18 protein-coding genes, 1 tRNA gene, 1 pseudogene and 1 riboswitch are annotated in these 20,177 nt (G+C 66.6%); of the genes and pseudogenes, 8 read left to right on the forward strand and 12 right to left on the reverse strand.

Features of this window, described 5'->3' with window-relative positions; translation table 11 throughout:
* Positions 1 to 49: 49 nt before the first annotated feature.
* Positions 50 to 682: an aminodeoxychorismate/anthranilate synthase component II gene (locus J5M86_RS00165; RefSeq protein WP_188061393.1), complete on the forward strand. Its 633-nt coding sequence runs from the start codon at positions 50 to 52 to the stop codon at positions 680 to 682.
* 307 nt (positions 683 to 989) lie between these two features.
* Here the strand turns inward: J5M86_RS00165 and pknB are convergent, their stop codons facing one another.
* From pknB to J5M86_RS00210, 8 genes are all read right to left on the reverse strand, one after another.
* A complete protein-coding gene (gene pknB, locus J5M86_RS00170; protein ID WP_244328395.1) occupies positions 990 to 2,870 on the reverse strand; it encodes a Stk1 family PASTA domain-containing Ser/Thr kinase in 1,881 nt (626 codons plus the stop codon).
* On the reverse strand, positions 2,870 to 4,324 hold the full coding sequence (locus tag J5M86_RS00175; RefSeq protein ID WP_188061394.1) for a protein kinase: 1,455 nt from the start codon (positions 4,322 to 4,324) through the stop codon (positions 2,870 to 2,872). Before J5M86_RS00175 ends, pknB begins: the two co-directional genes overlap by 1 nt.
* Positions 4,321 to 5,775, reverse strand: a complete 1,455-nt coding sequence (locus J5M86_RS00180; protein WP_188061395.1) for a penicillin-binding protein 2 — start codon at positions 5,773 to 5,775, stop codon at positions 4,321 to 4,323. The genes J5M86_RS00175 and J5M86_RS00180 overlap by 4 nt, the downstream gene beginning before the upstream one ends.
* Positions 5,776 to 5,833: 58 nt before the next feature.
* On the reverse strand, positions 5,834 to 7,201 hold the full coding sequence (locus tag J5M86_RS00185; protein WP_188061396.1) for an FtsW/RodA/SpoVE family cell cycle protein: 1,368 nt from the start codon (positions 7,199 to 7,201) through the stop codon (positions 5,834 to 5,836).
* Complete coding sequence (locus J5M86_RS00190) at positions 7,198 to 8,526, reverse strand: PP2C family serine/threonine-protein phosphatase (protein WP_188061397.1); 1,329 nt, start codon at positions 8,524 to 8,526, stop codon at positions 7,198 to 7,200. The genes J5M86_RS00185 and J5M86_RS00190 overlap by 4 nt, the downstream gene beginning before the upstream one ends.
* Positions 8,527 to 8,529: 3 nt before the next feature.
* Positions 8,530 to 8,994, reverse strand: coding sequence for an FHA domain-containing protein (locus tag J5M86_RS00195; protein ID WP_188061398.1), 465 nt, complete (start codon positions 8,992 to 8,994; stop codon positions 8,530 to 8,532).
* The gene (locus tag J5M86_RS15335; protein ID WP_244328396.1) at positions 8,991 to 10,205 is read right to left on the reverse strand and encodes a DUF3662 and FHA domain-containing protein; all 1,215 of its coding nucleotides are present in this window, start codon (positions 10,203 to 10,205) and stop codon (positions 8,991 to 8,993) included. The genes J5M86_RS00195 and J5M86_RS15335 overlap by 4 nt, the downstream gene beginning before the upstream one ends.
* A 371-nt stretch (positions 10,206 to 10,576) precedes the next feature.
* Complete coding sequence (locus J5M86_RS00210) at positions 10,577 to 11,650, reverse strand: hypothetical protein (protein ID WP_188061399.1); 1,074 nt, start codon at positions 11,648 to 11,650, stop codon at positions 10,577 to 10,579.
* Between the two features lie 476 nt (positions 11,651 to 12,126).
* On the opposite strand from J5M86_RS00210, the gene J5M86_RS00215 reads away from it, so the two are divergent.
* Positions 12,127 to 12,210: transfer RNA gene (locus J5M86_RS00215), tRNA-Leu, on the forward strand.
* A gap of 279 nt (positions 12,211 to 12,489) precedes the next feature.
* Here J5M86_RS00215 and J5M86_RS00220 read toward each other — a convergent pair.
* Positions 12,490 to 12,678, reverse strand: coding sequence for a hypothetical protein (locus J5M86_RS00220; protein WP_188061400.1), 189 nt, complete (start codon positions 12,676 to 12,678; stop codon positions 12,490 to 12,492).
* A 197-nt stretch (positions 12,679 to 12,875) separates the two neighbouring features.
* Positions 12,876 to 13,295 carry a hypothetical protein gene (locus tag J5M86_RS00225; RefSeq protein WP_188061401.1) on the reverse strand — a complete coding sequence of 140 codons (420 nt, stop codon included), beginning with the start codon at positions 13,293 to 13,295 and terminating at the stop codon, positions 12,876 to 12,878.
* A gap of 36 nt (positions 13,296 to 13,331) precedes the next feature.
* Positions 13,332 to 13,447, reverse strand: a riboswitch (SAM riboswitch).
* Between the two features lie 321 nt (positions 13,448 to 13,768).
* Between J5M86_RS00225 and J5M86_RS15690 the strand changes: the two are divergent.
* Positions 13,769 to 13,906 (forward strand): annotated as a pseudogene (locus J5M86_RS15690) (sugar O-acetyltransferase); the annotation flags it as partial.
* 177 nt (positions 13,907 to 14,083) lie between these two features.
* Here J5M86_RS15690 and J5M86_RS00235 read toward each other — a convergent pair.
* Positions 14,084 to 15,112 (reverse strand): LacI family DNA-binding transcriptional regulator, encoded by a 1,029-nt coding sequence (locus tag J5M86_RS00235; protein WP_188061402.1) that lies wholly within the window; start codon positions 15,110 to 15,112, stop codon positions 14,084 to 14,086.
* Between the two features lie 138 nt (positions 15,113 to 15,250).
* Between J5M86_RS00235 and solA the strand changes: the two genes are divergently transcribed.
* Genes solA through J5M86_RS00260 form a run of 5 tightly spaced genes read left to right on the forward strand, consistent with a single transcriptional unit; the run spans position 15,251 to position 19,857 of the window.
* Positions 15,251 to 16,408 (forward strand): N-methyl-L-tryptophan oxidase, encoded by a 1,158-nt coding sequence (gene solA, locus J5M86_RS00240; RefSeq protein WP_188061403.1) that lies wholly within the window; start codon positions 15,251 to 15,253, stop codon positions 16,406 to 16,408.
* A 21-nt stretch (positions 16,409 to 16,429) separates the two neighbouring features.
* The gene (locus J5M86_RS00245; RefSeq protein ID WP_188061404.1) at positions 16,430 to 17,284 is read left to right on the forward strand and encodes an ABC transporter substrate-binding protein; all 855 of its coding nucleotides are present in this window, start codon (positions 16,430 to 16,432) and stop codon (positions 17,282 to 17,284) included.
* Positions 17,285 to 17,296: 12 nt separating this feature from the next.
* Positions 17,297 to 18,073, forward strand: a complete 777-nt coding sequence (locus tag J5M86_RS00250) for an amino acid ABC transporter permease (RefSeq protein WP_223158634.1) — start codon at positions 17,297 to 17,299, stop codon at positions 18,071 to 18,073.
* Positions 18,074 to 18,076: 3 nt separating this feature from the next.
* Entirely contained in the window at positions 18,077 to 18,823 is a 747-nt protein-coding gene (locus J5M86_RS00255) for an amino acid ABC transporter ATP-binding protein (RefSeq protein ID WP_188061405.1), read from the forward strand.
* Positions 18,823 to 19,857 (forward strand): Gfo/Idh/MocA family protein, encoded by a 1,035-nt coding sequence (locus tag J5M86_RS00260; protein WP_244328397.1) that lies wholly within the window; start codon positions 18,823 to 18,825, stop codon positions 19,855 to 19,857. The genes J5M86_RS00255 and J5M86_RS00260 overlap by 1 nt, the downstream gene beginning before the upstream one ends.
* 109 nt (positions 19,858 to 19,966) lie before the next feature.
* Here the strand turns inward: J5M86_RS00260 and J5M86_RS00265 are convergent, their stop codons facing one another.
* Positions 19,967 to 20,173: a hypothetical protein gene (locus J5M86_RS00265; RefSeq protein ID WP_188061406.1), complete on the reverse strand. Its 207-nt coding sequence runs from the start codon at positions 20,171 to 20,173 to the stop codon at positions 19,967 to 19,969.
* Positions 20,174 to 20,177: the final 4 nt, after the last annotated feature.

Below are 20,177 nucleotides of genomic sequence, written 5' to 3' on the forward strand. Positions count from 1 at the left end.
TGCGCTCCACGCGCACACCGGCAGCTCGCCGCTTGATCGAAGGACCCTGATGACCCGCATCCTCGTCGTCGACAACTACGACAGCTTCGTCTTCACCATCGTCGGCTATCTGGAGCAGCTCGGCGCCGAATGCGATGTGCGTCGCAATGATGCGGTAACCACCGACGAGGCGGCGGCGTTCGACGGTGTCCTGGTCTCGCCCGGTCCGGGGACGCCGGAAGCAGCGGGCATCTCGATGGACATGATCCGGGCCTGCGCCGAACGCTCGCAGCCAATGTTCGGCGTGTGCCTCGGCCATCAGGCGCTCGGCGTGGTTTACGGCGGTGTGGTCAGTCGTGCACCGGAACTGCTGCACGGTAAGACGTCGCAGATCGTGCACGACGGCACGGGCGTGTTGGCCGGCTTGGCGTCGCCGTTCACAGCGACGCGGTACCACTCACTGGCGATCGAGTCGGCGACCGTGCCAGACGAGCTGCTCGTCACCGGCCGCACCGAGAACGGCATCGTCATGGCTGTCCGGCATCGCAGCCTGCCCCTGCACGGCGTCCAGTTCCATCCCGAGTCAGTGCTGACGCAGGGCGGTCATCGGATGCTGGCCAACTGGTTGGCCGAGTGCGGCCTGACCGACGCCGTCCAACGTTCGGTTGGTCTCGCACCGCTGGTGCACGGCTCCATCAACTGAGCCTTCGGTCGTCTACTGCACTGACTCAGCTCGTTTCGACACCCGGGCTTTCGTTCGTCAGGTCCGGGTCTCAACGAGCGGGATGTGGACGCCGCGTTTGTGGCGACCGACGCGGCGCTTCTTCGCAGGCGCTGCTGTGGTTCCCGGCAGCAGTCGCTCGGCGGGGCGACCCGGACACAAACGCGGCGGTTACAGCGCCAAACGCGGCCCTTGTTTGCAGGTGCGGCAGTTGCAGCTACCGCGTGTGCACGCAAGGGCCGCGTTTGCGTTCTCGACGAGTGACCGCCACGCCCGGCGAAGAGGTCGCCTACGGGCTGGCGTTCGGTGGGGTCTGCGGCGTCGGCTGCACCGAGGTCGTGGGCGGCGGGCTGGAGGTGCTACTCGGTTCGCTGGTGCTCGACGACGACGTTGTCGAACTCGAGGTCGACGTCGAGGAGGAACTCGAGGACGACGACGAGCTGGACGTCGTCGGCGGCGGCGGGCTGACCGTCACCGTCGAGGAGCGGGTATAGACGTACAACTGCACCTTGGAATTGACGTCCACCATCTTCCCGGCGTCCGGCACCTTCTGCACCTTGTTCCAGAGGTTGGAGTCGGAGGTCGGCACCGAAACGACCGGTTGTTCGACCTGCAGATGGGCCTTGGAGAGCGCCGACTGGGCGTCGAAGAAGTCCATGTTCGTCAGGTTGGAGGGCACCTGCACCTTGCCGCTGGAAAGCTTCAGCTTGATGGTGGTCGTCGGGCTGACGGCCTGACCACCGGCGGGGTCGGTGCCGGTCACCTTGCCCTCGGCGTACTGGGTGTTGTCGACCTTGGTGGGGTCTTCCTCGATGTTCTGGAAGCCCGCCTGGCGAAGGATCGTGCGGGCTTCGTCGGCGCTCTTGTCGGTGACATCGGGCACCGATCTGGTGTTGGGTCCGGCCGAGAGGACGACGGTGACCACAGATCCCTCGGAGGCCTCCTGGCCACCCTTGGGTTCCTGATCGACGACGGTGCCGACCTGCGCATCGTTCGGCGAACTCTGGAAGCTCGGCACCAGCCCGGCGCCGCGGATGGCCTGGTCGGCGGCGGTCTGGGTGAAGCCCTGCACCGGCGGCACGGTCACCAGTTTTGCCTCGGAGGGTCCGTTCATCAGCAGGTAGCCCAGGCCCAGGATCGCCAGCAACGCGGCGATGCCGGCGGCCACCCACAGACCGGTGTGGCTGGAACGCCGGTCGCGGTCGGAGATCTCGCGCGTGTGGTCGCGGCGGGTCGGTGGATCGGCCGCCTTGGCCGTGCGCACCGCCGCGCCACCGGCAGCAGCGAGGCTGGCCGTCGCGGCGGCGGAGACGGGCGCTCCGGTGCGGGCGTCCTGCAGATCGGCGCGGAAGTCTGCGGCGGTCTGGTAGCGACCGTCCAGTGGCTTCTCCAGCGAGTGCATCGCGACGGCGTCCATCGGCTTGGGCACGGTCGGCTCGTAGGCCGACGGCGGAGCCGGGACGTCCGTGATGTGCTGGTAGACCAGGCTCACCGGTTCGCCGGTGAACGGCGTGCGGCCGCAGAGGAGTTCGTAGAAGACGCAGCCGGCGGAGTAGAGGTCGGAGCGACCGTCGACGGAGTCGCCCTTGGCCTGCTCGGGGGAAAGGTAGCGCGCGGTGCCGACGACGGCCTGCGCGGAGGTCATGGTGGCGCTGGCATCGGCGAGCGCGCGGGCGATGCCGAAGTCCATCACCTTCACCTGCCCGCCACGGGTGAGCATCACATTGGCCGGCTTGATGTCGCGGTGCACGATGCCGCGGTCGTGGGAGTACTCCAGCGCTGACAGGATGCCCTGGGTGATGCGGGCGGCTTCGTCGGGCGAGAGATGACCCTCGGCGTTCAGCACCTCGCGCAGCGTCTGCCCGTCGACGTACTCCATGACGATGTACGGGATGTCGACCTCCGCTCCGCCGGTCTCGACGTGGACGTCCTCGCCGGAGTCGTACACCGCCACGATCGCGTGGTGGTTGAGCCCGGCCGCCGACTTCGCCTCACGCCGGAAACGGGTGAGGAAGGTCGAGTCACGCGCGAGCTCGCTGCGCAGCATCTTGATCGCGACCGGCCGCCCGAGGCGGGTGTCGTGACCCAGATGCACCTCGGCCATGCCGCCGCGGCCGATGAGCTCACCGACCTCGTATCGGCCGCCGAGCAGGCGAGGGGATTCGCTCATCAGTTGATCTGTCCCGGTTCGGGGCCGGTGGTCGGGCTGTCACCCGAAGAACTAGGGCTGGGGTCGCTGGTCTGGCTCTGCTGACTGGGGTCGGACGGCGGCGGGTTGACCTTGCCGCCACCACCGAGCGCGAAGACGAGGATGAGGATGAGCACCAGCAGCGCGACACCGCCACCGATGGCGTACATCATCGTCTTGTTCTGGGCCAGGCCTGCTCCGCCACCGGCGGTGGTGGAGTGCGCGCCGGAGACGTGCGAGTTGCCCCCGCTGGACGGCTGTAGGCGCTGCTCGCGCCGCGTGGCAGGGGTGGACGACGCAAACTTCGCCGTCTGGTTCGGACCGGAACGGGTGCCGTGAGGGCCACTGGTGGGTGCGTTCGGTCCGTTCGGGTCGCCCTGGAAGGTGGCCGCAGCCGGGTGGCTCGCGGGAGGGGCCGCGGGGCCAGTGGGCGCGGGGTGGTGGTCGACCTCGCGGCGTCCGGGGAGTGCGCCGCCGGGAGCCGGTGAGTGCGGACCCGAATGCGGGCCGGAGCGCGGCCCCGGGTGGGGGGAGTTGGGGCCGGACGGGCCACCGGTCGCACCCGGCCCTCCAACACCAGGCTTCGGCGCGCGCTTGCTCGGGTCGAAGCCCATGCGTGCGGAGTCGGCGACGGCCTGCCGCATCGCGCGGGAGAATTCCGCGGCGGTGTCGGGCCGCAACGAGGGGTCCTTCTCCAGCGTCGCGAGGATGATCGCGCGCACCGGCGGCGGCACCTCCTCCGGCAGCGGCGGCGGCGGCTGGTTGACATGCGCCAGTGCCAGCGCGACCGGGCTGTCGTTGTCGAAGGGACGGCGGCCGGTGACCATCTCGTAGGCGATGATGCCGAGCGCGTAGACGTCGGCCAGACCGGTCACCTCGTGGCCGAGGGCGGCCTCGGGGGCGAGGTACTGAGCGGTGCCCATCACCTCTCCGGTCTTGGTCATCGCCGCCGAGCCGATGGCGCGGGCGATACCGAAGTCGGTCAGCTTCACCACGCCGTCGGAGGTCACGAGCATGTTGGCCGGCTTGACGTCGCGGTGGATCAACCCGTTGCGGTGTGCAGCGTTCAGCGCTGCAGCCGCCTGGGCGAGCAGTCCTGCAGTGTCGGCCGAGGAGATCGGCGCGTTCTCGGCGATGATCTTGCTCAGCGGCATACCGGGCACGTACTCCATCACCAGGTAGGCGGTGCCGTCGTCCTCGCCGTAGTCGTACACCTGCGCCACGTTGCCGTGGGTGAGCGCGGCCGAGAGTCGCGCCTCGTTGCGGAAGCGCTCGGTGAAGCCGATCTCGTCGGTGAGTCCGTCCTTGAGCAGTTTCAGGGCGACGGTGCGTCCGAGGATCTGGTCTTTCGCCTGCCACACCTCGCCCATGCCGCCGGCGGCGATGCGCTCGGTGAGCTCGTACCGGCCCCCGAGCGTGTCTCCGGTTCGGTTCATTGGCCAACCACCGCTTCCATCACTTGCCGGGCGATCGGTGCTGCCACCGATCCTCCGGACGCTTCTTGTCCGGCCGTGCCGCCGTTCTCCACGACGACCGCGACCGCGATCTTGGGGTCGTTCACGGGCGCGAACCCGGTGAACCACACGTCTGCATTGACGCCGGGAGCGGTCTCTGCCGTTCCCGTCTTGCCGGCGACCTCCACGTTGGGGATCTGCGCGAGGCGTCCCGTACCGGAGTCCACCACGGTCTTCATCATGTCCTTCAGTTGATTCGCAACATCGCCACTGATCGGTGTCGATAGCTGCGACGGGTCGGTCGAGGAGATGACGTCCAGGCTCTTGTCCTTGACGTTCTGCACCAGGTAGGGCCGCATCACCTTGCCGCCGTTGGCGATCGCGGCGCTGATCATCGCCACCTGCAGGGGCGTGACGCGCACGTCGTACTGACCGATCGCCGACTGCGCCAGCTGCGCCTGGCCCAGGTCGCTGGGGAAACGCGACGGGCTGACCGTCATCGGGATCGTCAGTTCCTGGCCGAAGCCGAACTTCACCGCTTGTTCGCGGACGGTGTCCTGCCCGAGGTCCATGCCGAGGCTGGCGAAAGCGGTGTTGCAGCTGATCTTCAGCGCGTCCTTCATCGACACCTTGTCGTCCGGTCCGCACGACTGCCCGGTGATGTTGGGCAGCGGCTTGGTGACGCCGGGCAGCTTCAGCGCGGCCGGGCCCTCGAGCTCGGAATCGGGCTGGTACTTACCGGAGGAGAGGGCGGCTGCGGCGGTGACGAGCTTGAACGTGGAGCCGGGCGGGTAGAGATTGCCGCTGATGGTGCGGTTGACCAGGGGCTGGCCGGGGGCGGCGAGCAGCCGCTTCCAGTTGGCCTGCACCGCGTTGAGGTTGTGCGAGGCGAGCTGGTTGGGGTCGTACGTCGGGCTGGTCACCATCGCCAGGATCGCGCCGGTCTTGGGGTCGAGCGCCACGACTGCTCCGCGCTGGTTGCCCAGTGCCTTGCGGGCGGCGTCCTGCACCTTGGCGCGCAGGGTGAGTTCGACACTGGCGCCCTGCGGCTGCTTGCCGGTGAGGATGTCGGGCAGTTGGCGGTAGAAGAGCTTGTCGGAGCTGCCGGAGAGCATGTCGTTGTATCCACGCTCGACGCCGCTGGTGCCGTAGGTGAAGGAGAAGTAGCCGGTGGCGGCGGCGTACTGCGTGCCCTTGGGGTAGGTGCGCAGCCACTTGAAATCGTTGTCGGTCGGGGTCGAGGTGGCGACCGCGTTGCCCTCGACCAGGATTGAGCCGCGCTCCTTGGCGTACGACGCCAGCAGGGTGCGCCGGTTGCCGGGCTTGTCGTTGTACTCCTTGGCCTGCACGAACTGGATCATCGTGCTGGCGATCAGCAGCGCGGCGAACATCGCCATGACGACGACGGAGAGACGACGGATCGGGGTGTTCATCGGGGCCCCCGCGAAGTGTCCGGAGGAGCGCAGCGGGGGAGGAACTTGGTGGGGGTATTCATCGAATCTTCACCACTTGGGTCATCTCGTCGGCCATCGCGGAGCTCTCGAACATCGGACGCCGCGCCTGGTCGCTGATGCGCAGCAGGAGGGCCACGATGATCCAGTTGGCCAGCAGCGACGATCCACCGGCGGCCAGGAAGGGCGTGGTGAGGCCGGTCAGCGGGATCACCCGGGTGACGCCGCCGATGACGACGAAGCACTGCAACGCCATCGAGAAGGCCAGGCCGGACGCGAGCAGTTTGCCGAAGCCGTCGCGGGCGGCCAGAGCGGTGCGCAGGCCGCGCTCGACGAAGAGGCCGTAGAGCAGCAGGATCGCCATGAGCCCGACCAGGCCGAGCTCCTCGCCGAAGCTGGCGATGATGTAGTCGGAGTTGGCGAAGTAGGTGATCTCCGGGTGGCCCTGACCGAGGCCGGTGCCGGTCAGGCCGCCGCTGGCCATGCCCATGAGGCCCTTGGCCACCTGGTCGGAGAGGCCCTGGGTGAAGGGGTCGAGCCAGAGCGTGACCCGCACCCGGAAGTGCGCGAAGAGCAGGTAGGCGGTGTAGCAGCCGACCAGGAACATCGTCAGGCCGATGATGATCCAGCTGCGGCGCTCGGTGGCGATGTAGATCATCGCGACGAAGACGCCGAAGAAGAGCAGGGATGTGCCGAGGTCGGATTCGAAGACCAGCACTGCCAGGGACGCCAGCCAGGCACCGATGATCGGGCCGAGGTCGCGGGCGCGCGGCAGGGGCAGACCCAGGACGCGTTTGCCGACGAGGGAGAGGGCGTCGCGGGTCTGCACGAGGTAGGAGGCGAAGAAGATCGTCACGGCGATCTTGGCCAGCTCACTGGGCTGAAAACTGAAGGGCCCCAACCCGATCCAGATGCGGTTGCCGTTGATGTTGCGGCCGATGACCGGCAGCAGCGGCATCATCAGCAGGATGATTCCGGCGAGCGCGAAGGTGAAGGTGTAGCGGCGCAGACGTCGGTGGTCGGGCAGCACGAAGAGCAGGGTGATGGCGGCGCCGACGGCGACGGCGCTCCAGATCAGCTGCCGCAGCGCGGAGCCTTCGAGCAGACCGTTGGTGGCGCTGCTGTTCAGATCGAGGCGGCGGATCATCACCAGGCCCAAACCGTTGAGCAGGGTGGCGATCGGCAGCAGCGTCGGGTCGGCGTACGCCGCCTTCCAGCGCAGCACGAGGTGGAAGGTCACCGCGATCGCGATGAAGCCGATGCCCATCGGGATGATGTCGACCGGCAGCGCGCCGTCAACCGCCAGCCCCACGTTGGCGTACGCCAACAGCACCACCGCGATCGCGAAGATCAACAGCACCAGTTCGGTGCCGCGGCGGGTGCTGGGGTGAGCAGTCACGGTGTTCACGGGGCGCAGTTGCTCCCGGAGGTGTCGACCTGACACTTACGCAGTTCGGCGCGGACGTTCTCCACGATGCGGCTGGCATCGCTCTTGCTCTTGGCGGTCATCGTGGCGTTGACACGGGAGCGGTAGTAGCTGGGCAGCGTGCTCACGGCCATGTCGGTGGTGGAGTCGACGCTGGAGAGGCTGATCGGACCGAGCTTCTGCGGAACGCCCTTGAAGATGGCGACCTTCCCCTTGTCGGCACCGACGTAGTACTGCTGCTGCGTCCAGTTGTATCCGAGCAGTCCGGCGGCGGCGAGCATGGCGAGCAGCACCGCGCCGAGCGCGAACCAGCGCCAGCGTCCACGGCGAGGCTTCTCCTCGGCCAGCTGCGGCATGCCCTGGGTGTCGCCGTCGTCCACGTAGTCCTCGCCAGGTGCGTGCTGGACGGGCGGGCCCTGATGTGGTGGCGGGGTGGGAGCGGTCTCGCGCTGCAGCGCGGCTGCTTTCTCGGCGGGCGTGCGTGGCTGTTGCGGCTGCTCCTGGGTGTCGTCCTCGGAGCGGCCCATTTGCCGGTCGGCGGCGGCGCCGACGATCTGCGGGGTGGTGGAGATGGGGTCGTTGCCGTCGACGACATCGGCCACCACGACGGTGACGTTGTCGCGGGTGGACGCCTTCAGGGCGATCTCGATGAGGCGGTCGGCGATGTCACCGGGCGAGCCCTGCGAGGTGACGATGCCCTCGATCGTCGAGCCGGCCACGTAGTCGGAGAGCCCGTCGGAGCAGATGAGATAACGATCGCCCGTGCGAGCCTCGCGCAACGAGATGTCAGGTTCGTCGTCCTCGCGTCCGGTGAGCACGCGCGTGACCATCGAGCGTTGCGGGTGGTGCTCGGCTTCGTCCTGGGTGATGCGTCCTTCGTCGAGCAACGCCTGCACGAAGGAGTGGTCTTTGGTGAGCTGGCTGAAGACGCCGTCGCGCACCAGATACGCGCGGCTGTCACCGATGTTGGCCATGGCGAGCTTGTTACCGCTGAGCAGGAAGGCGACCAGCGTGGTGCCCATCCCCTCGGTCTCGGCGTGCGCCTCCATCTCGGCGCGGAGCCGGTCGTTGGCGCGGATCACCGCGGCGCGCAGCTGCTGGGCGGCCTCGTCGGCGGCCCACGACTCGCCGTCCAACTGCATGACCTCGGCCACTACGGTGGCGCTCGCGGTGTCACCGGCTGCGTGACCACCCATGCCGTCGGCGAGCACGAGCATGTCGGGGGAGGCGTACGCGGAGTCCTCGTTGCGGGTCTTGGAACCCAGACCGAGGTTTGACCGGGCAGCGAAGCGCAGAGCGATGGGCATGGGCTACTTCCTGACTTCCAGCACCGTGGTGCCGATCCGGATGTGCGACCCCTCGTGCAACGGCACGTGCTCGCCGATGCGTTGGTGTCCCACGAAGGTTCCGTTGGTGGAGCCGAGATCGTCGACGAACCACTGGTCGCCCTCGGCGTACACGCGGGCGTGACGGCCACTGGCGAACTCGTCCGACAATACGAGGCTGCACTCGGGATTACGCCCGATCAGCACGCCGCTTTCGGTGAGCGGCACCGTGATGCCGCGCATGTGGCCGTCGATGACCGCGAGATGGCTGGGGCCGCGACGCTTGGCCGGTCGGGGTGCGGCACCGCCTGTTGCCGGACGGGACGACCCGCGCGCCAGCGTCCTCGCTCCGTAGAGATCGCCGCGCAGCACGCCGACGATGCTGAAGACGAACGCCCACAGCAGCGCGAGCAGGCCCAGGCGAATGGCGGTGACGGTGAGTTCGCTCATCGACGGCTGCCCGTGCAGAAGATCATCGAGGTGCGCCCGACGGTGATGCGGTCGCCGTCGTTCAACCGGACGCTGGTGACGCGCTCGCCGTTGAGGAAGGTGCCGTTGGTGGAGCCGAGGTCGGAGAGGCTCGCCACCAGGTGTGGGCCGTCGTTGGTGACGCGAATCTCGCTGTGCCGCCGCGAAACTCCGCCGTCGTCGAGCACGATGTCGACGTCGTCGTCGCGACCGATGACGGTGATCGCGCCGAGCAGCGGGTAGAGGTCGCCGTCGATGTCGAGCTGCGGACGCTGGCGATAACTGCGCGGCGCAGCAGGGCTCGGACGCAGGGTCTGGGGCGCGCGCGGCTGCTCGGGCTCTGGCCAGTACGGCTGGTGGCCGCCCTCTTCGCCGCCCCGGTTGGGGTGTCGGTCAGCGGCTGCGTGGCGCCTTCGGCTCTGGTCGAACTGCTGGTCGCCGGCTGCGTGGGCTGCTCCGCGGTCGTCGTCGAACTGCGGTGAGGCGTCCGAGTGGCGTCCGGTGGAGCGCCAGTCGCCCGCAGCAGGGCTGTCGTCGTGGTGCGGATCGTGCTGGTCTGCCGGCTCCCATTGCGTGCTGCCGCCGTGCCAGGTCGACTCGTCGTCGGCAGTCTGGTGGTCGGGCTCGGCGTCGTGGGTGGGCGCGTCGTAGACGTTCGGGTCGACGTCATCGGAGAGGCGGCGGCGTCCCGGCAGTGCGAATCCGCGCCGCGGGGCCGAACGCTCGACCGGCTCCTCGTCCACCTCGGGGTGGTCGTACTCAGCCTCGTCGTGTGCGGACTCGGGGTGCGCAGGCTCGCTGTACGCCGCCTCGGCCACCTGGCGCGCGATCTGCGGACGCACCTTGAAGACGCCGGTCTCGAGCTCGTCGTTCTCGGTGAAGTTGATGGTCAGCGGACCACCAGGGGTGTATCGCTGCGTCTCGGCGTGCTCGGCGGCGCTGGCCTTCAGCTCGTCCACCAGGGCCGCTTCGTACTCGGTGAGCTGCCCGTAATCGGTGCTGCTCAACTCGACGTCGAAGAGGTTGGGCACGATCGGCCGCTTGCCCTTGCCGACGCTGGTGGCGCGGTCGTCCATCGCGCGGCGGACGGCGCTGGCCAGCTCGACCGGCTGCACCTCGGCGCGGAAGGCTTTGGCAAAGGCGTTGTTGACGCCGGCTTCGAGGCGCTTCTCGAGCTTGTCGAACAAGCCCATGGGTCGGCCCTCTCCTTCCGTCCACGTCCGCCGGTGCGGGCGTTGTTCACATTGATGCTGCTGTGGTTCGTTGTGGTTCCCGTTGTCCCCACGCGCACGAGCCCACGTCATCGTAACGAGACGACCAACGTCCCATGGGCACCGCAGAGTTTCAGCCTTGCGCGTCGCCAGCCGCCCCCGAGCCCAATCGCGGCCTTTACAGCGGCAGATGCGGCGGTTGCTCGCGCCCGCGTGGACCAGGCGCCTCCGGGCGCAAACGCGGCCCATCCAGCGAGAAACGCGGCGGTTGTTCGCATCCGCGCTCGCTGCAGCGGCCGCGTCCGTGAAGAGGTGCCGCGTTTGCGTTTATCCGAGCGCGCCGGACACCCGGCTCAGCTGCCTCCGCCGCAGCCTCCACCACCGCAACCGCCGCCACCACAGCTACTTCCGCCACAGCTGCTTCCGCCGCAACTACTGCCGGACGAACAACTGCTTGCGCTCGAACACGACGACCCGCCGCAGCTGGAGTGGCCGCCGAAGTCGCTGACGAAACCGTCCATGGACGACCCGAAGTCGCCGATTCCATCGAACCCGTCGAACCCTCCGGCCAGTCCGCCGAAGTCGATCGAGCCGAACCACGCGAGGTCGTTGGCCCAGAGGCTCGCAACGGCTACGTCGGTTGTCGTCACCGAACTGTCGAAACCGGCGGACGCCGCGACGTCCTTGAACACCTTCGCCCAGTGTTCGGCCTCGCCGAGTGCGATCGCCCAGGGCAGGTAGCGGCTGAAGATGCCAGCAGCTTCGTCCACCTTGATCGATCCCGCTTCGGCGGTCTTGAGGTACTGGTGGAACTGCATGACCTGCGCTCGCAGGGCGGTGCGGACGGCGTCCGGAGCGTTCGCATGAGTGCCGATGGCAGCCATTGAGTCGCGGCGCATGGCCTCGTTGAGGATCTGCGCGATTCCCGACCGGGCGCGTCCGCGCACAGTGTCCATGCTCGTGGCGTCCCCCGGTTGGCCCTGCGGGAAGACGAAGCTGAGCATCTCGCGCGGCGCGCCCTGCATGTGGTCGTGGCTCTTGGTGGTGCGCACGAGCATCCAATTGGCCGATGACGCGGACGGCCGCCTGCCGGACGCCGGCAGTTGATCGATCCGTACGTAGCCCGAGACGGCGAGATCGATCAGCAGGGCGCCGACGTCGCGTCCGCCGATTCCGCGAGGGAAGAGATCGCCGGTCATCCAGGGCAAGATCCGTTCGGGCGGGTTGAACCGCGGTGGCGGCGGGTCGGGCAGCAGTTCTTTGCTCCGGACCATCGTCGTCGGGTGGTTTGTCGGGTCGGCCGGGATGATGCCTGGTGCCACCCCGTCGAAGACCGGAAGTTTGTTGCCCTTGCCGAAGTGCTTCACCAGGCGCGGCACGATGGCGAAGAACGCCACGACCAGCGCGAAGAGCACGAACAACTCCATGCACTTGATCGTGTCACGCCGGGCACCGTCTCGACCCAACCCCGGGGGAACGAACTGAGTGGACGCCAAGTGGGTCGGTGCACCGCGCCGGCAACGATTCCAAGGCGCAGGGGAGCGAGGCGGGTGACGGTCAGGGGCGCCAGCGGGCCGTTGCGTTGGTCCACAGGTAATCCGTTGGTGAACCTGCGACGTTCTGGTCGTTCGGACGCCTCAAGTGGACGTTCTCCACACCGCTCAACACCCTGTCCACAGTTATCCACAGGGTTTTCCCCACCTGTGTGTGACGTCTGTGAAATGCAAACCATGCTCGTCGGTGCATTGCGCAGCCATCCCGACCGACGAGTGCCTTCGCCTGAGCCTGGAAATGAGCCCGCGTCCCGAGCGATGGAAGCGCGGAAGGAGTCGTCGGCGTCGGAGCCGCCACTGGCCGCCGATTTGTGCTCACGTCCGCGAGGAGGCACACTAGGTCAGCATTCGCGCGAGTGGCGGAATAGGCAGACGCGCACGGTTCAGGTCCGTGTGCCCGAAAGGGCGTGGGGGTTCAACTCCCCCCTCGCGCACGCGAACGCAGTTCACGAAGCCCGGTCCAGGTCAGTCCTGGACCGGGCTTCGTTGTTCCGGAGGTCGTCTGCATGAGCACCGCCGAAAAGGCCATCGCAGAGCCTCGGCGTTAGCGTCGACGGAGCCACCTTCTGAGGCAACCGCGTTGTGTCTCACGGGATCCGCACCGATCGCAACTGCTGGTGGTGGTCCTTCAGCCGCAGCATCTCGAATTCCGGCGGCGAGAACCAGATCAAGATGCTGTTGCCGGGGTAGGTCGAGATCTGTGATGAGTGTCCTCAACCGCTCCCTTTGGGCGTCGGTGGGCTGGAGGTAGGGCGGCGGGGTGAATTGTCGACCAAGTCCTGCTGAGCGGCCGAGAGCGCCGTGATCCAGACCCGCGCGGCGTCGAGCCCATTCCGGTCGAACGCGAAGGCTGCATCGCTGCCCAACATCAGGCGGCGTCTGATCTCAGCGTCATCGAGCACGGGGCCATCATCGCTCGCTCGCCTACTGACGTCGCGAAGATTCATCCGCACGCCGGGCAGAGGTCTTCAAACGGTGACAGGCGCGGAGTGCGCCGGACCTGCGTCGCTGGTCGGTGACCACGGCAGTCACATTGTGTGCCAGCTGAACTCGGGCCCGCCCACGGATTGTCAGGGCGGGCCCGACGCCGATCACCGGATCACTCGGACGGCGACACCGTGTCTCCCATCTCAGGGTCGTAGACGTCGTGGCCGACTCGATTCGCCCACTCCTTCAGGTTGGGCGGGGTGGCGACCTTGCCGAGGCCGCCGGTCACTTTGACCGACCAGAAGTCGTCCGCGCGCAGCACGTGGAAATTCTCGTTCAGTTCGACGGTCTGCGACTCGCTGATCAAGCCGTCCAGCGGTTGGTGGTGCCACAAGCTGAAGGTTGCCTCGTGCTCCCAGTAGGTGAGCAGCGCTTCGTTGTCCTTCACCCAGAGCACCAGCGCCGAACGCCATGCCCAGGGTGTGCTGACGGCGAGCCGGTGCTGGATGAAGTGCATCCGGTGACCGGGGCGGTACTGGCTGCAGTCAGGCTCGCAGACCCGTCTGCTGTCGAATTGTTCGAAATCGGACATGAGAAGTCCTCCTCGAGTGAGGGGGCGACGCGTCGTCGACCCGGCGTGACCGCACCGGACGGTGTGGCCCAGGTCTTCTCCGGAAGGCACCGTGTCGGGAACGCGGTTGCCGTCAGCCCGCGTCCGGAGGCGTGTGGGCTGAACTCTTGACCTCGCTGGCGATCATAAACGGGGGCACCGACAACCGAAGTTGATGAACCGTTTGGTCTGCCCTAATCGTGTTTGAGCAGCGCGGTTGTGGCGCTTTGACCAGCAGGAAGCAAGAGGAGTACAACCAGACCTCAGTGCGGCAGGCGAGTCGGCGCCGCGAGATCCTCGAGCAACTGCTCGGCGCGGTCGGCGACGACTGCGAGATTCGTCCACCGTTCCAGGTCGACTACGGCAGCAACATCCGGATGGGTAACGGCTGCTTCGCCAACTTCGGACTCATCGCGCTCGATGTCGCGTCCATCACGATCGGCGACGACGTGCTCATGGGGCCGAACGTCCAGTTGCTCACCCCGACCCACCCGATCTCCCCTGGTCCGCGCCGCGCGAAGTGGGAGGCGGCCAAGCCGATCGTGATCGAGGACAACGTCTGGCTCGGCGGGGGAGCGATCGTGTGTCCGGGCGTGACCATCGGTGAGAACTCGATCGTCGCTGCCGGCGCGGTGGTGGTGAAGGACGTCCCGCCGAATGCGATCGTCGGCGGCAATCCGGCGAAGGTACTGCGCGAGTTCACCGAGGCCGAACGTGCGGGAGTTGCCGCCGGTCGTCTGAGGCCAATGCTTTCGCATGCCGCGATCGGCCTAGAGGGTCGCTATCGACCCTCGCTGCACCAGCGACACCGGCAGCACCTCATGTCGTGGCGGATCCTCGTCCCCTGCAACCCGGGCGAAGAGCAACTCGGCCGCTCGCCGACCGATCTCGTACATCGGCTGGTCAATAACGGTGACCCCAGGATCGGTGACGCTGGTCCACACCGCGTTGTCGAAGGAGCAGAGCGAGACGTCACGGCCGATCGCGATCCCGCGGCTGCGCAGGTCGTTGAAGGCATGCAGCGCGATCACGGAGTCGGACGCGACGATCGCGGTCGGCGTCGTTGATGACGTGAGTACCTCGTCGAGGATCTTTTTGACCGCGTCCGCGTTGATCGCGTTCGGGTGGAGATCAACCTGCCTCTGGAGTGATCGTTCCAGGCCGGCGACTCGATCGGTCACCGACGAGATCTGGATCGGGTCACCTGGCTTCCAGCTGTGAACCATGGCCGAGGTGATGAAGACGATGTCGCGGTGCCCGTTCCTCCGGAGCTCGGCGCCGAGCAGTTCACCGCCAGCGACGTTATCGGTGACGACGGAGTCGAATGCCGAGGTTCCCGTTGGCCGTCGGTCCATGAAAACGGTTGGAATGTAAGCGATCTCGTCCACATGTTTGGTATCTGTGGATGAAGTTGGCGACAGGATGAGGCCGTCCACCTGCTTGCCCACCAGAACATCGACCAAGCTCCGTTCGGTCGAAAGTTGCTCGTCGGTATTGGCGATGATCACGTCGACCCCAGCAGCGCTCGCGACATCGGTGATGCCCCGCGCGGCACGCCCGAAGAACGGGTTCTCGATGTCACCGAGGATGACGCCGATCGTTCGCGACTGTCCGGTGGCCATTGATCGGGCCAAGAAGTTGGTGCGATAGCCGAGTTCTTTCGCGGCCGTGAGCACGGCCTCACGAACGCTGTCGCTGGCAGGGCCATAGCCCCCGAGCACGCGGGCCGCGGTGGCTTTCGACACCCTTGCTCGCTGTGCCACATCGCGCACGGTGACGCGTGATCCGACATTCGACATGCGAGAAGTTTCCCCCAACCCTTGACCGCCTCGGAAGCGGCTGTGTAGCGTCCCACCCAATCCAGTGAGACCGGTCTCACGCTATCGCATCCCTCGGGGTGAGACCGGTCTCACTCCGAGAAGTCAAGGAGCAGAGAGATGAATTACGACGCAGACGTCGCGGTCGTGGGACTTGGGGCAATGGGCTCCAGCGCGCTGTGGCAACTGGCCGAACGCGGCGCAGATGTCATCGGCATCGAGCGCTTCCACCCGGGCCATGTGCAGGGTTCGTCCCACGGTTCGACGCGCGTCTTCCGCGTCGCCTGCCTGGAGCACCCGACCCTCGTGCCGATCGCCCGGCGCGCCAAGGAGCTGTGGCTGGAGCTCGGCGAGCGCAGCGGCACCGCAGTGCTGCGTGACACGGGGGCGCTCATGATCGGCCCTCGCAATTCGCCGGTGATCGACGGCACGCTCACCGCGGCTCGCGAGAACGACATGTACGTCGAGGAGCTCGACCGGGCGAAGGTTGTCGAGCGCTTCCCGGGGCACGAGACGATGCCTGAGCACTACGTCGGAGTGTGGGATCCCGAAGCCGGCGTCGTTCACCCCGAAGCGGGCGTCATCGCGGCCGTTGACGCCGCGCGGGCGGCCGGCGCCAGGATCTACTCCGACACCCGGGTCACCGAGATCGAACTTATCGACGGCGGTGTCCGCGTCACGACCCCGACCCGGGAGTTCACCACTCGCCAGGTGGTGGTGACCACCGGCGCGTGGCTCGGCAAGTTCGTGCCGGAGTTGCCTCTCGACCCGTGGCGTACTCCGATGACGTGGTTCAGCCCCAAAGACGACAGCGACACCACCTACGGCTTGGACAACTTCCCGGTCTTCATCCGCGCAGTGGACGACGACAACTGGATCTGGGGCCACGGATCCGGCGACGGCTTCGCCATCAAGGTCGGGCCCGACCGCGACCCCAATTTCGAAAGCATCGACCCCGACCAGATCGACCGCTACATCCACCCCAAGGATCACGAACTGGTCAGCTCCCTTGTCTCCCAAGCATTCCCGGGAATCAATCCGGCGCCGACCAAGGTCACGACCTGCATGGTCACCCACAGCCCGGACGGGCAGTTCATCCTCGGCCGTCCTCACGGCGACCCCCGCCTGATCGTCGGCGGCGGCTGCTCCGGGCACGCCTTCAAGCACGCCTCCGCCCTGGGCGAACTTCTCGCTCAGCTGGCTCTCGACGAATCCACGTTCGTCGACATCGCATTCATGCAACCCGACCGATTCCTCAACCAGACCGCCTCGGCCTGACCAACCCAAAGGAGCCCAACCATGTCCATCTCTCGCCGCAAGGCCCTGTCGTTCGCGCTGGCTGCCACCATCACCATGCCGGCCGTCGCGGCGTGTGGATCCTCGTCCGAGGACAGCGCCGCCGACAACCCGTACTCGCTCATCGAACCGGGCAAGATCCGCGTCGGCAGCCTTGGTGATGCCAAGCCGTACACCTTCACCGACGCAAGTGGAAAGTTCAGCGGATTCGACGTCGAGCTCTTCCGCAATGTTGCCGGCCGGGTCGGTATCAAGGACGTCACCTTCGTCGGCACCGACTTCTCAGGCCTCTTGGCCTCCGTCGCCAACAAGCAGTACGACGTCGGCGTTGCCGCAATCGGGATCACCGCCGAGCGCAAGAAGACCGTCGACTTCTCGGACGGCTACCTGGCCGGCTACCTGACTGTGCTCACCAAGCCGGACGCCGGAATCACCGCCGTCAACGGACTGAGTGGCAAGCGACTCGGTGTCGTCCAGGGCACCTTGCAGGAGCAGTTTGCCCAGAAGAACATCAAGGGTGTCCAGCTCGTGCGCTTCCCCGACAACAACACCGCGATCGCTGCGCTCAACAACGGATCGATCACGGGGCACTTCCTCGACTACGAGGCGGCCAAGGACTACGCAGCACGTCATAAGCTGAAGATGGCCGTCAACGTGCCCTCCTTCGACGCTCCGGCCGGCTTCGCCATTGCAAAGGGCAACAACAAGCTCCGTGAGGCGCTGAACAAGGCTCTGCACGACGCCATGCAGGACGGCACGTGGAAGACGCTCTACGCCAAGTGGTTCCCGGGTTCTCCGATGCCCAAGCAGTACCTGCCCGGTGGATCGACGGCGTCTGCTTCGCCGTCGACCTCGTGATCGGGGACCACGATGATTGAGTGGTTCGATCGCCTCCGGGCGACCTTCCTCGACTGGGGCGCGATGGGAGACGTCCTCCCGTCCATGTTCGCCACCGGCCTGAAGAACACCCTGATCCTCTCCCTCGCAGCGACAGTGCTCGGCGTACTACTGGGCATGGTGCTGGCGATCATGGGAGTCAGCCGCTCACGGTGGTTGCGGGTGCCGGCGCGGCTCTACACAGACGCATTCCGGGGTCTGCCTGCGATCGTCACGATCTTGTTGATCGGCCAGGGTTTCGCGTCCGTAAGCCGCTCGGTTTTCGGTACCAACCCGTACCCGCTCGGCATTCTGGCGCTGAGCCTCATCGCTGCCGCGTACATCGGGGAGATCTTCCGCGCCGGCATCCTGGCGGTTGACCGTGGTCAGTTGGAAGCCTGCCGTGCACTCGGCATGAGCTACCGGCGAGGCATGCGGCTGATCGTGGTCTCGCAGGGAGTGCGTCGCGTGCTGCCAGCTCTGGTCAACCAGTTCATCGCGATCGTGAAGGATTCCTCGCTGGTCTACTTCCTCGGTCTGCTGACCGAGCAGCGTGAGCTGTTCCGGGTGGGCCAGGATGCCGCAGTGGTCTCGGGAAACCTGTCACCGCTGGTGCTCGCCGGCTTGTTCTACCTGGTGATCACGGTGCCGTTGACGCACATCGTCAACCTCATGGACGAGCGCTTCCGCAACGGAGGCCGTCCGACGGGTCAGCCTCAGAGCGGCCTCGAAGAGGTCACCGAACTCAACCTCGCGACGGAAAGGGGCTGACCCATGGCCAGCACACATCGCTACGAGGGCGCGGATCTGCGCCTGGAGGATCTCACGATCGCTTACGGCGAAACCGTTGTGGTGCGTGACGTCAGCTTCGAGGTGCCAGCCGGTACGACGACCTGCATCATCGGGCCGTCCGGTTCGGGAAAGTCGACGCTCCTGCGCTCGATCAACCGCCTACACGAGCCATCGCACGGTGAGGTCTATCTCGCCGGTGAACCGACGTCAGGCATGAACCGTGACGCGCTGCGCACCCGGTTGGGAATGGTCTTCCAGCATTTCAACCTGTTCCCCGACCACACCGCCTTGCAGAACGTCATGCTCGCGCCCCGCAAGGTGCTCGGGCTGTCCGACAGTGAGGCCAGGGCCAGGGCGGCCGAAGGACTGACGGACGTAGGGCTGGCCACCCGAATGGACCACCGTCCACGAGACCTCTCCGGCGGTCAGCAGCAACGCGTGGCGATCGCGCGAGCTCTGGCGATGCACCCTTCGGCCGTGCTGTTCGACGAGGTCACCAGTGCGCTCGACCCAGAGCTGGTCAAGGGCGTCCTCGACCTCATGAGACGGCTCGGTGACGCGGGCATGACCATGGTCGTCGTGACGCACGAGATGGGGTTTGCCCGACAGGCGGCCGACCAGGTGGTCTTCATGGACGAGGGACGTGTGGTCGAAATTGGCACTCCGCAGGAGCTGTTCGACAACCCACGGTCCGAACGTCTGCAGACCTTCTTGTCGCAGGTGCTCTGATGCGGATGACAAACCAGGACAACAAGATTCGTGTCGGAATCATCGGGTTTGGAGTCGCCGGAGAGTTCTTCCACGGCGCATTCCTTGCCGCCGACCCCGGTTACGAGATCGTCGGCATCGTCACCCGGTCACAGGAGCGGGCGGCAAGGGCGGATTCACTCGGCCCGGTGGTACAGACCGTCGATGAACTGCTGGCGCTCGCTCCAGATCTCGTGGTCGTCGCCAGCCCTCCGAATGTCCATCGGGAGCATGCTTTGGCGGCTCTCGCTGCGGGCGCGGATGTGGTCGTCGACAAACCCTTCGCACCGAATGTCGATGACGCCCGCGCGATCATCGAAGCGGCGAAGGGTCACGGGCGACTGCTGACGGTTTTTCAGAACCGCAGGTTCGACCGCGACTTCGTCACCCTGAAGCGGCTCGCGGTAGAAGGCGTCGTTGGCGACGTCCACACGTTCGAATCCAGATTCGAGTGGTGGAAGCCGGAGGTGGACGAGTCGTGGAAGTCGACCACGTCGGCGGATGACGGCGGCGGCATTCTGCTCGACCTCGGCCCGCACCTCGTCGACCAGGCGATCGAGTTGCTCGGACCAGTCACGAACGTCCGGTCCGCGACGGTCCGGCGACTGCGCGACGGGGCAACCGCGGACGACGATGCCTTCATCGAGCTCGAACACGCGAGCGGTGCAGTGTCCCGTTTGACGATGTCAGCTCTCGCGGGCTCGATGGGCCAACGTTTTCGACTTGCTGGAAGCCGCGGAATTCTGACGATCGATGGCCTGGACGAGCAGGAAAATTCCTTGCGAACAGGCGGTGCGCGCCCGAGCGATCCAGGTTTCCGTTCCGACAGTCGACGTCTCCAGTTCTCTGCTGGTGAACAGGAGGATGATCTGAGGTTGGACGAGGGGTCGTACGCCGATTTCTATGGAGCCCTCGCGACGGCTATCCGCTACGGTGCGGACGTGCCGGTCTCACCGGACGACGCCCTTGTCGTCCTGCGGATACTTGAAACTGTTCGAGAGCAGGCCCGCCGATAGCCGAACTGTAGATGCATTTGGCTGCCGGAGACCTCGAGCAAGCCGTCGCCTGAGCCCGAAGCGGTTCAGCTCGCCGTCGCGAACCACGCCTTGGCGATCTTGACCGTCTTCATGGGCTCATCTTGAACGCGCCGTGCATGCAGACGGCCTTCTCGTAATCGAGGATCCAGCATGCTTTCAGCGCCTGAGCTGTGATGCCGCAGGTGAAGACACCGTCTGCGATCGAATACGGGGATCCCGTCGGCATGCCGGTGCGCCTTGCGACGTCGTTGTGGGTCGTCCAGCCCTTTTCCAGCTTCATGGTCTTCTCGTTCACGGGG

This window comes from Yimella sp. cx-51, assembly GCF_017654605.1.
Classification (GTDB): Bacteria; Actinomycetota; Actinomycetes; order Actinomycetales; family Dermatophilaceae; genus Yimella.

Coding starts and splice junctions, on each gene's coding strand:
- J5M86_RS00165 (WP_188061393.1), top strand. CDS start 50: ATGACCCGCATCCTCGTCGTCGACAACTACGACAGCTTCGTCTTCACC.
- pknB (WP_244328395.1), bottom strand. CDS start 2,870: ATGAGCGAATCCCCTCGCCTGCTCGGCGGCCGATACGAGGTCGGTGAG.
- J5M86_RS00175 (WP_188061394.1), bottom strand. CDS start 4,324: ATGAACCGAACCGGAGACACGCTCGGGGGCCGGTACGAGCTCACCGAG.
- J5M86_RS00180 (WP_188061395.1), bottom strand. CDS start 5,775: ATGAACACCCCGATCCGTCGTCTCTCCGTCGTCGTCATGGCGATGTTC.
- J5M86_RS00190 (WP_188061397.1), bottom strand. CDS start 8,526: ATGCCCATCGCTCTGCGCTTCGCTGCCCGGTCAAACCTCGGTCTGGGT.
- J5M86_RS00195 (WP_188061398.1), bottom strand. CDS start 8,994: ATGAGCGAACTCACCGTCACCGCCATTCGCCTGGGCCTGCTCGCGCTG.
- J5M86_RS15335 (WP_244328396.1), bottom strand. CDS start 10,205: ATGGGCTTGTTCGACAAGCTCGAGAAGCGCCTCGAAGCCGGCGTCAAC.
- J5M86_RS00210 (WP_188061399.1), bottom strand. CDS start 11,650: ATGGAGTTGTTCGTGCTCTTCGCGCTGGTCGTGGCGTTCTTCGCCATC.
- J5M86_RS00225 (WP_188061401.1), bottom strand. CDS start 13,295: ATGTCCGATTTCGAACAATTCGACAGCAGACGGGTCTGCGAGCCTGAC.
- J5M86_RS00235 (WP_188061402.1), bottom strand. CDS start 15,112: ATGTCGAATGTCGGATCACGCGTCACCGTGCGCGATGTGGCACAGCGA.
- solA (WP_188061403.1), top strand. CDS start 15,251: ATGAATTACGACGCAGACGTCGCGGTCGTGGGACTTGGGGCAATGGGC.
- J5M86_RS00245 (WP_188061404.1), top strand. CDS start 16,430: ATGTCCATCTCTCGCCGCAAGGCCCTGTCGTTCGCGCTGGCTGCCACC.
- J5M86_RS00250 (WP_223158634.1), top strand. CDS start 17,297: ATGATTGAGTGGTTCGATCGCCTCCGGGCGACCTTCCTCGACTGGGGC.
- J5M86_RS00255 (WP_188061405.1), top strand. CDS start 18,077: ATGGCCAGCACACATCGCTACGAGGGCGCGGATCTGCGCCTGGAGGAT.
- J5M86_RS00260 (WP_244328397.1), top strand. CDS start 18,823: ATGCGGATGACAAACCAGGACAACAAGATTCGTGTCGGAATCATCGGG.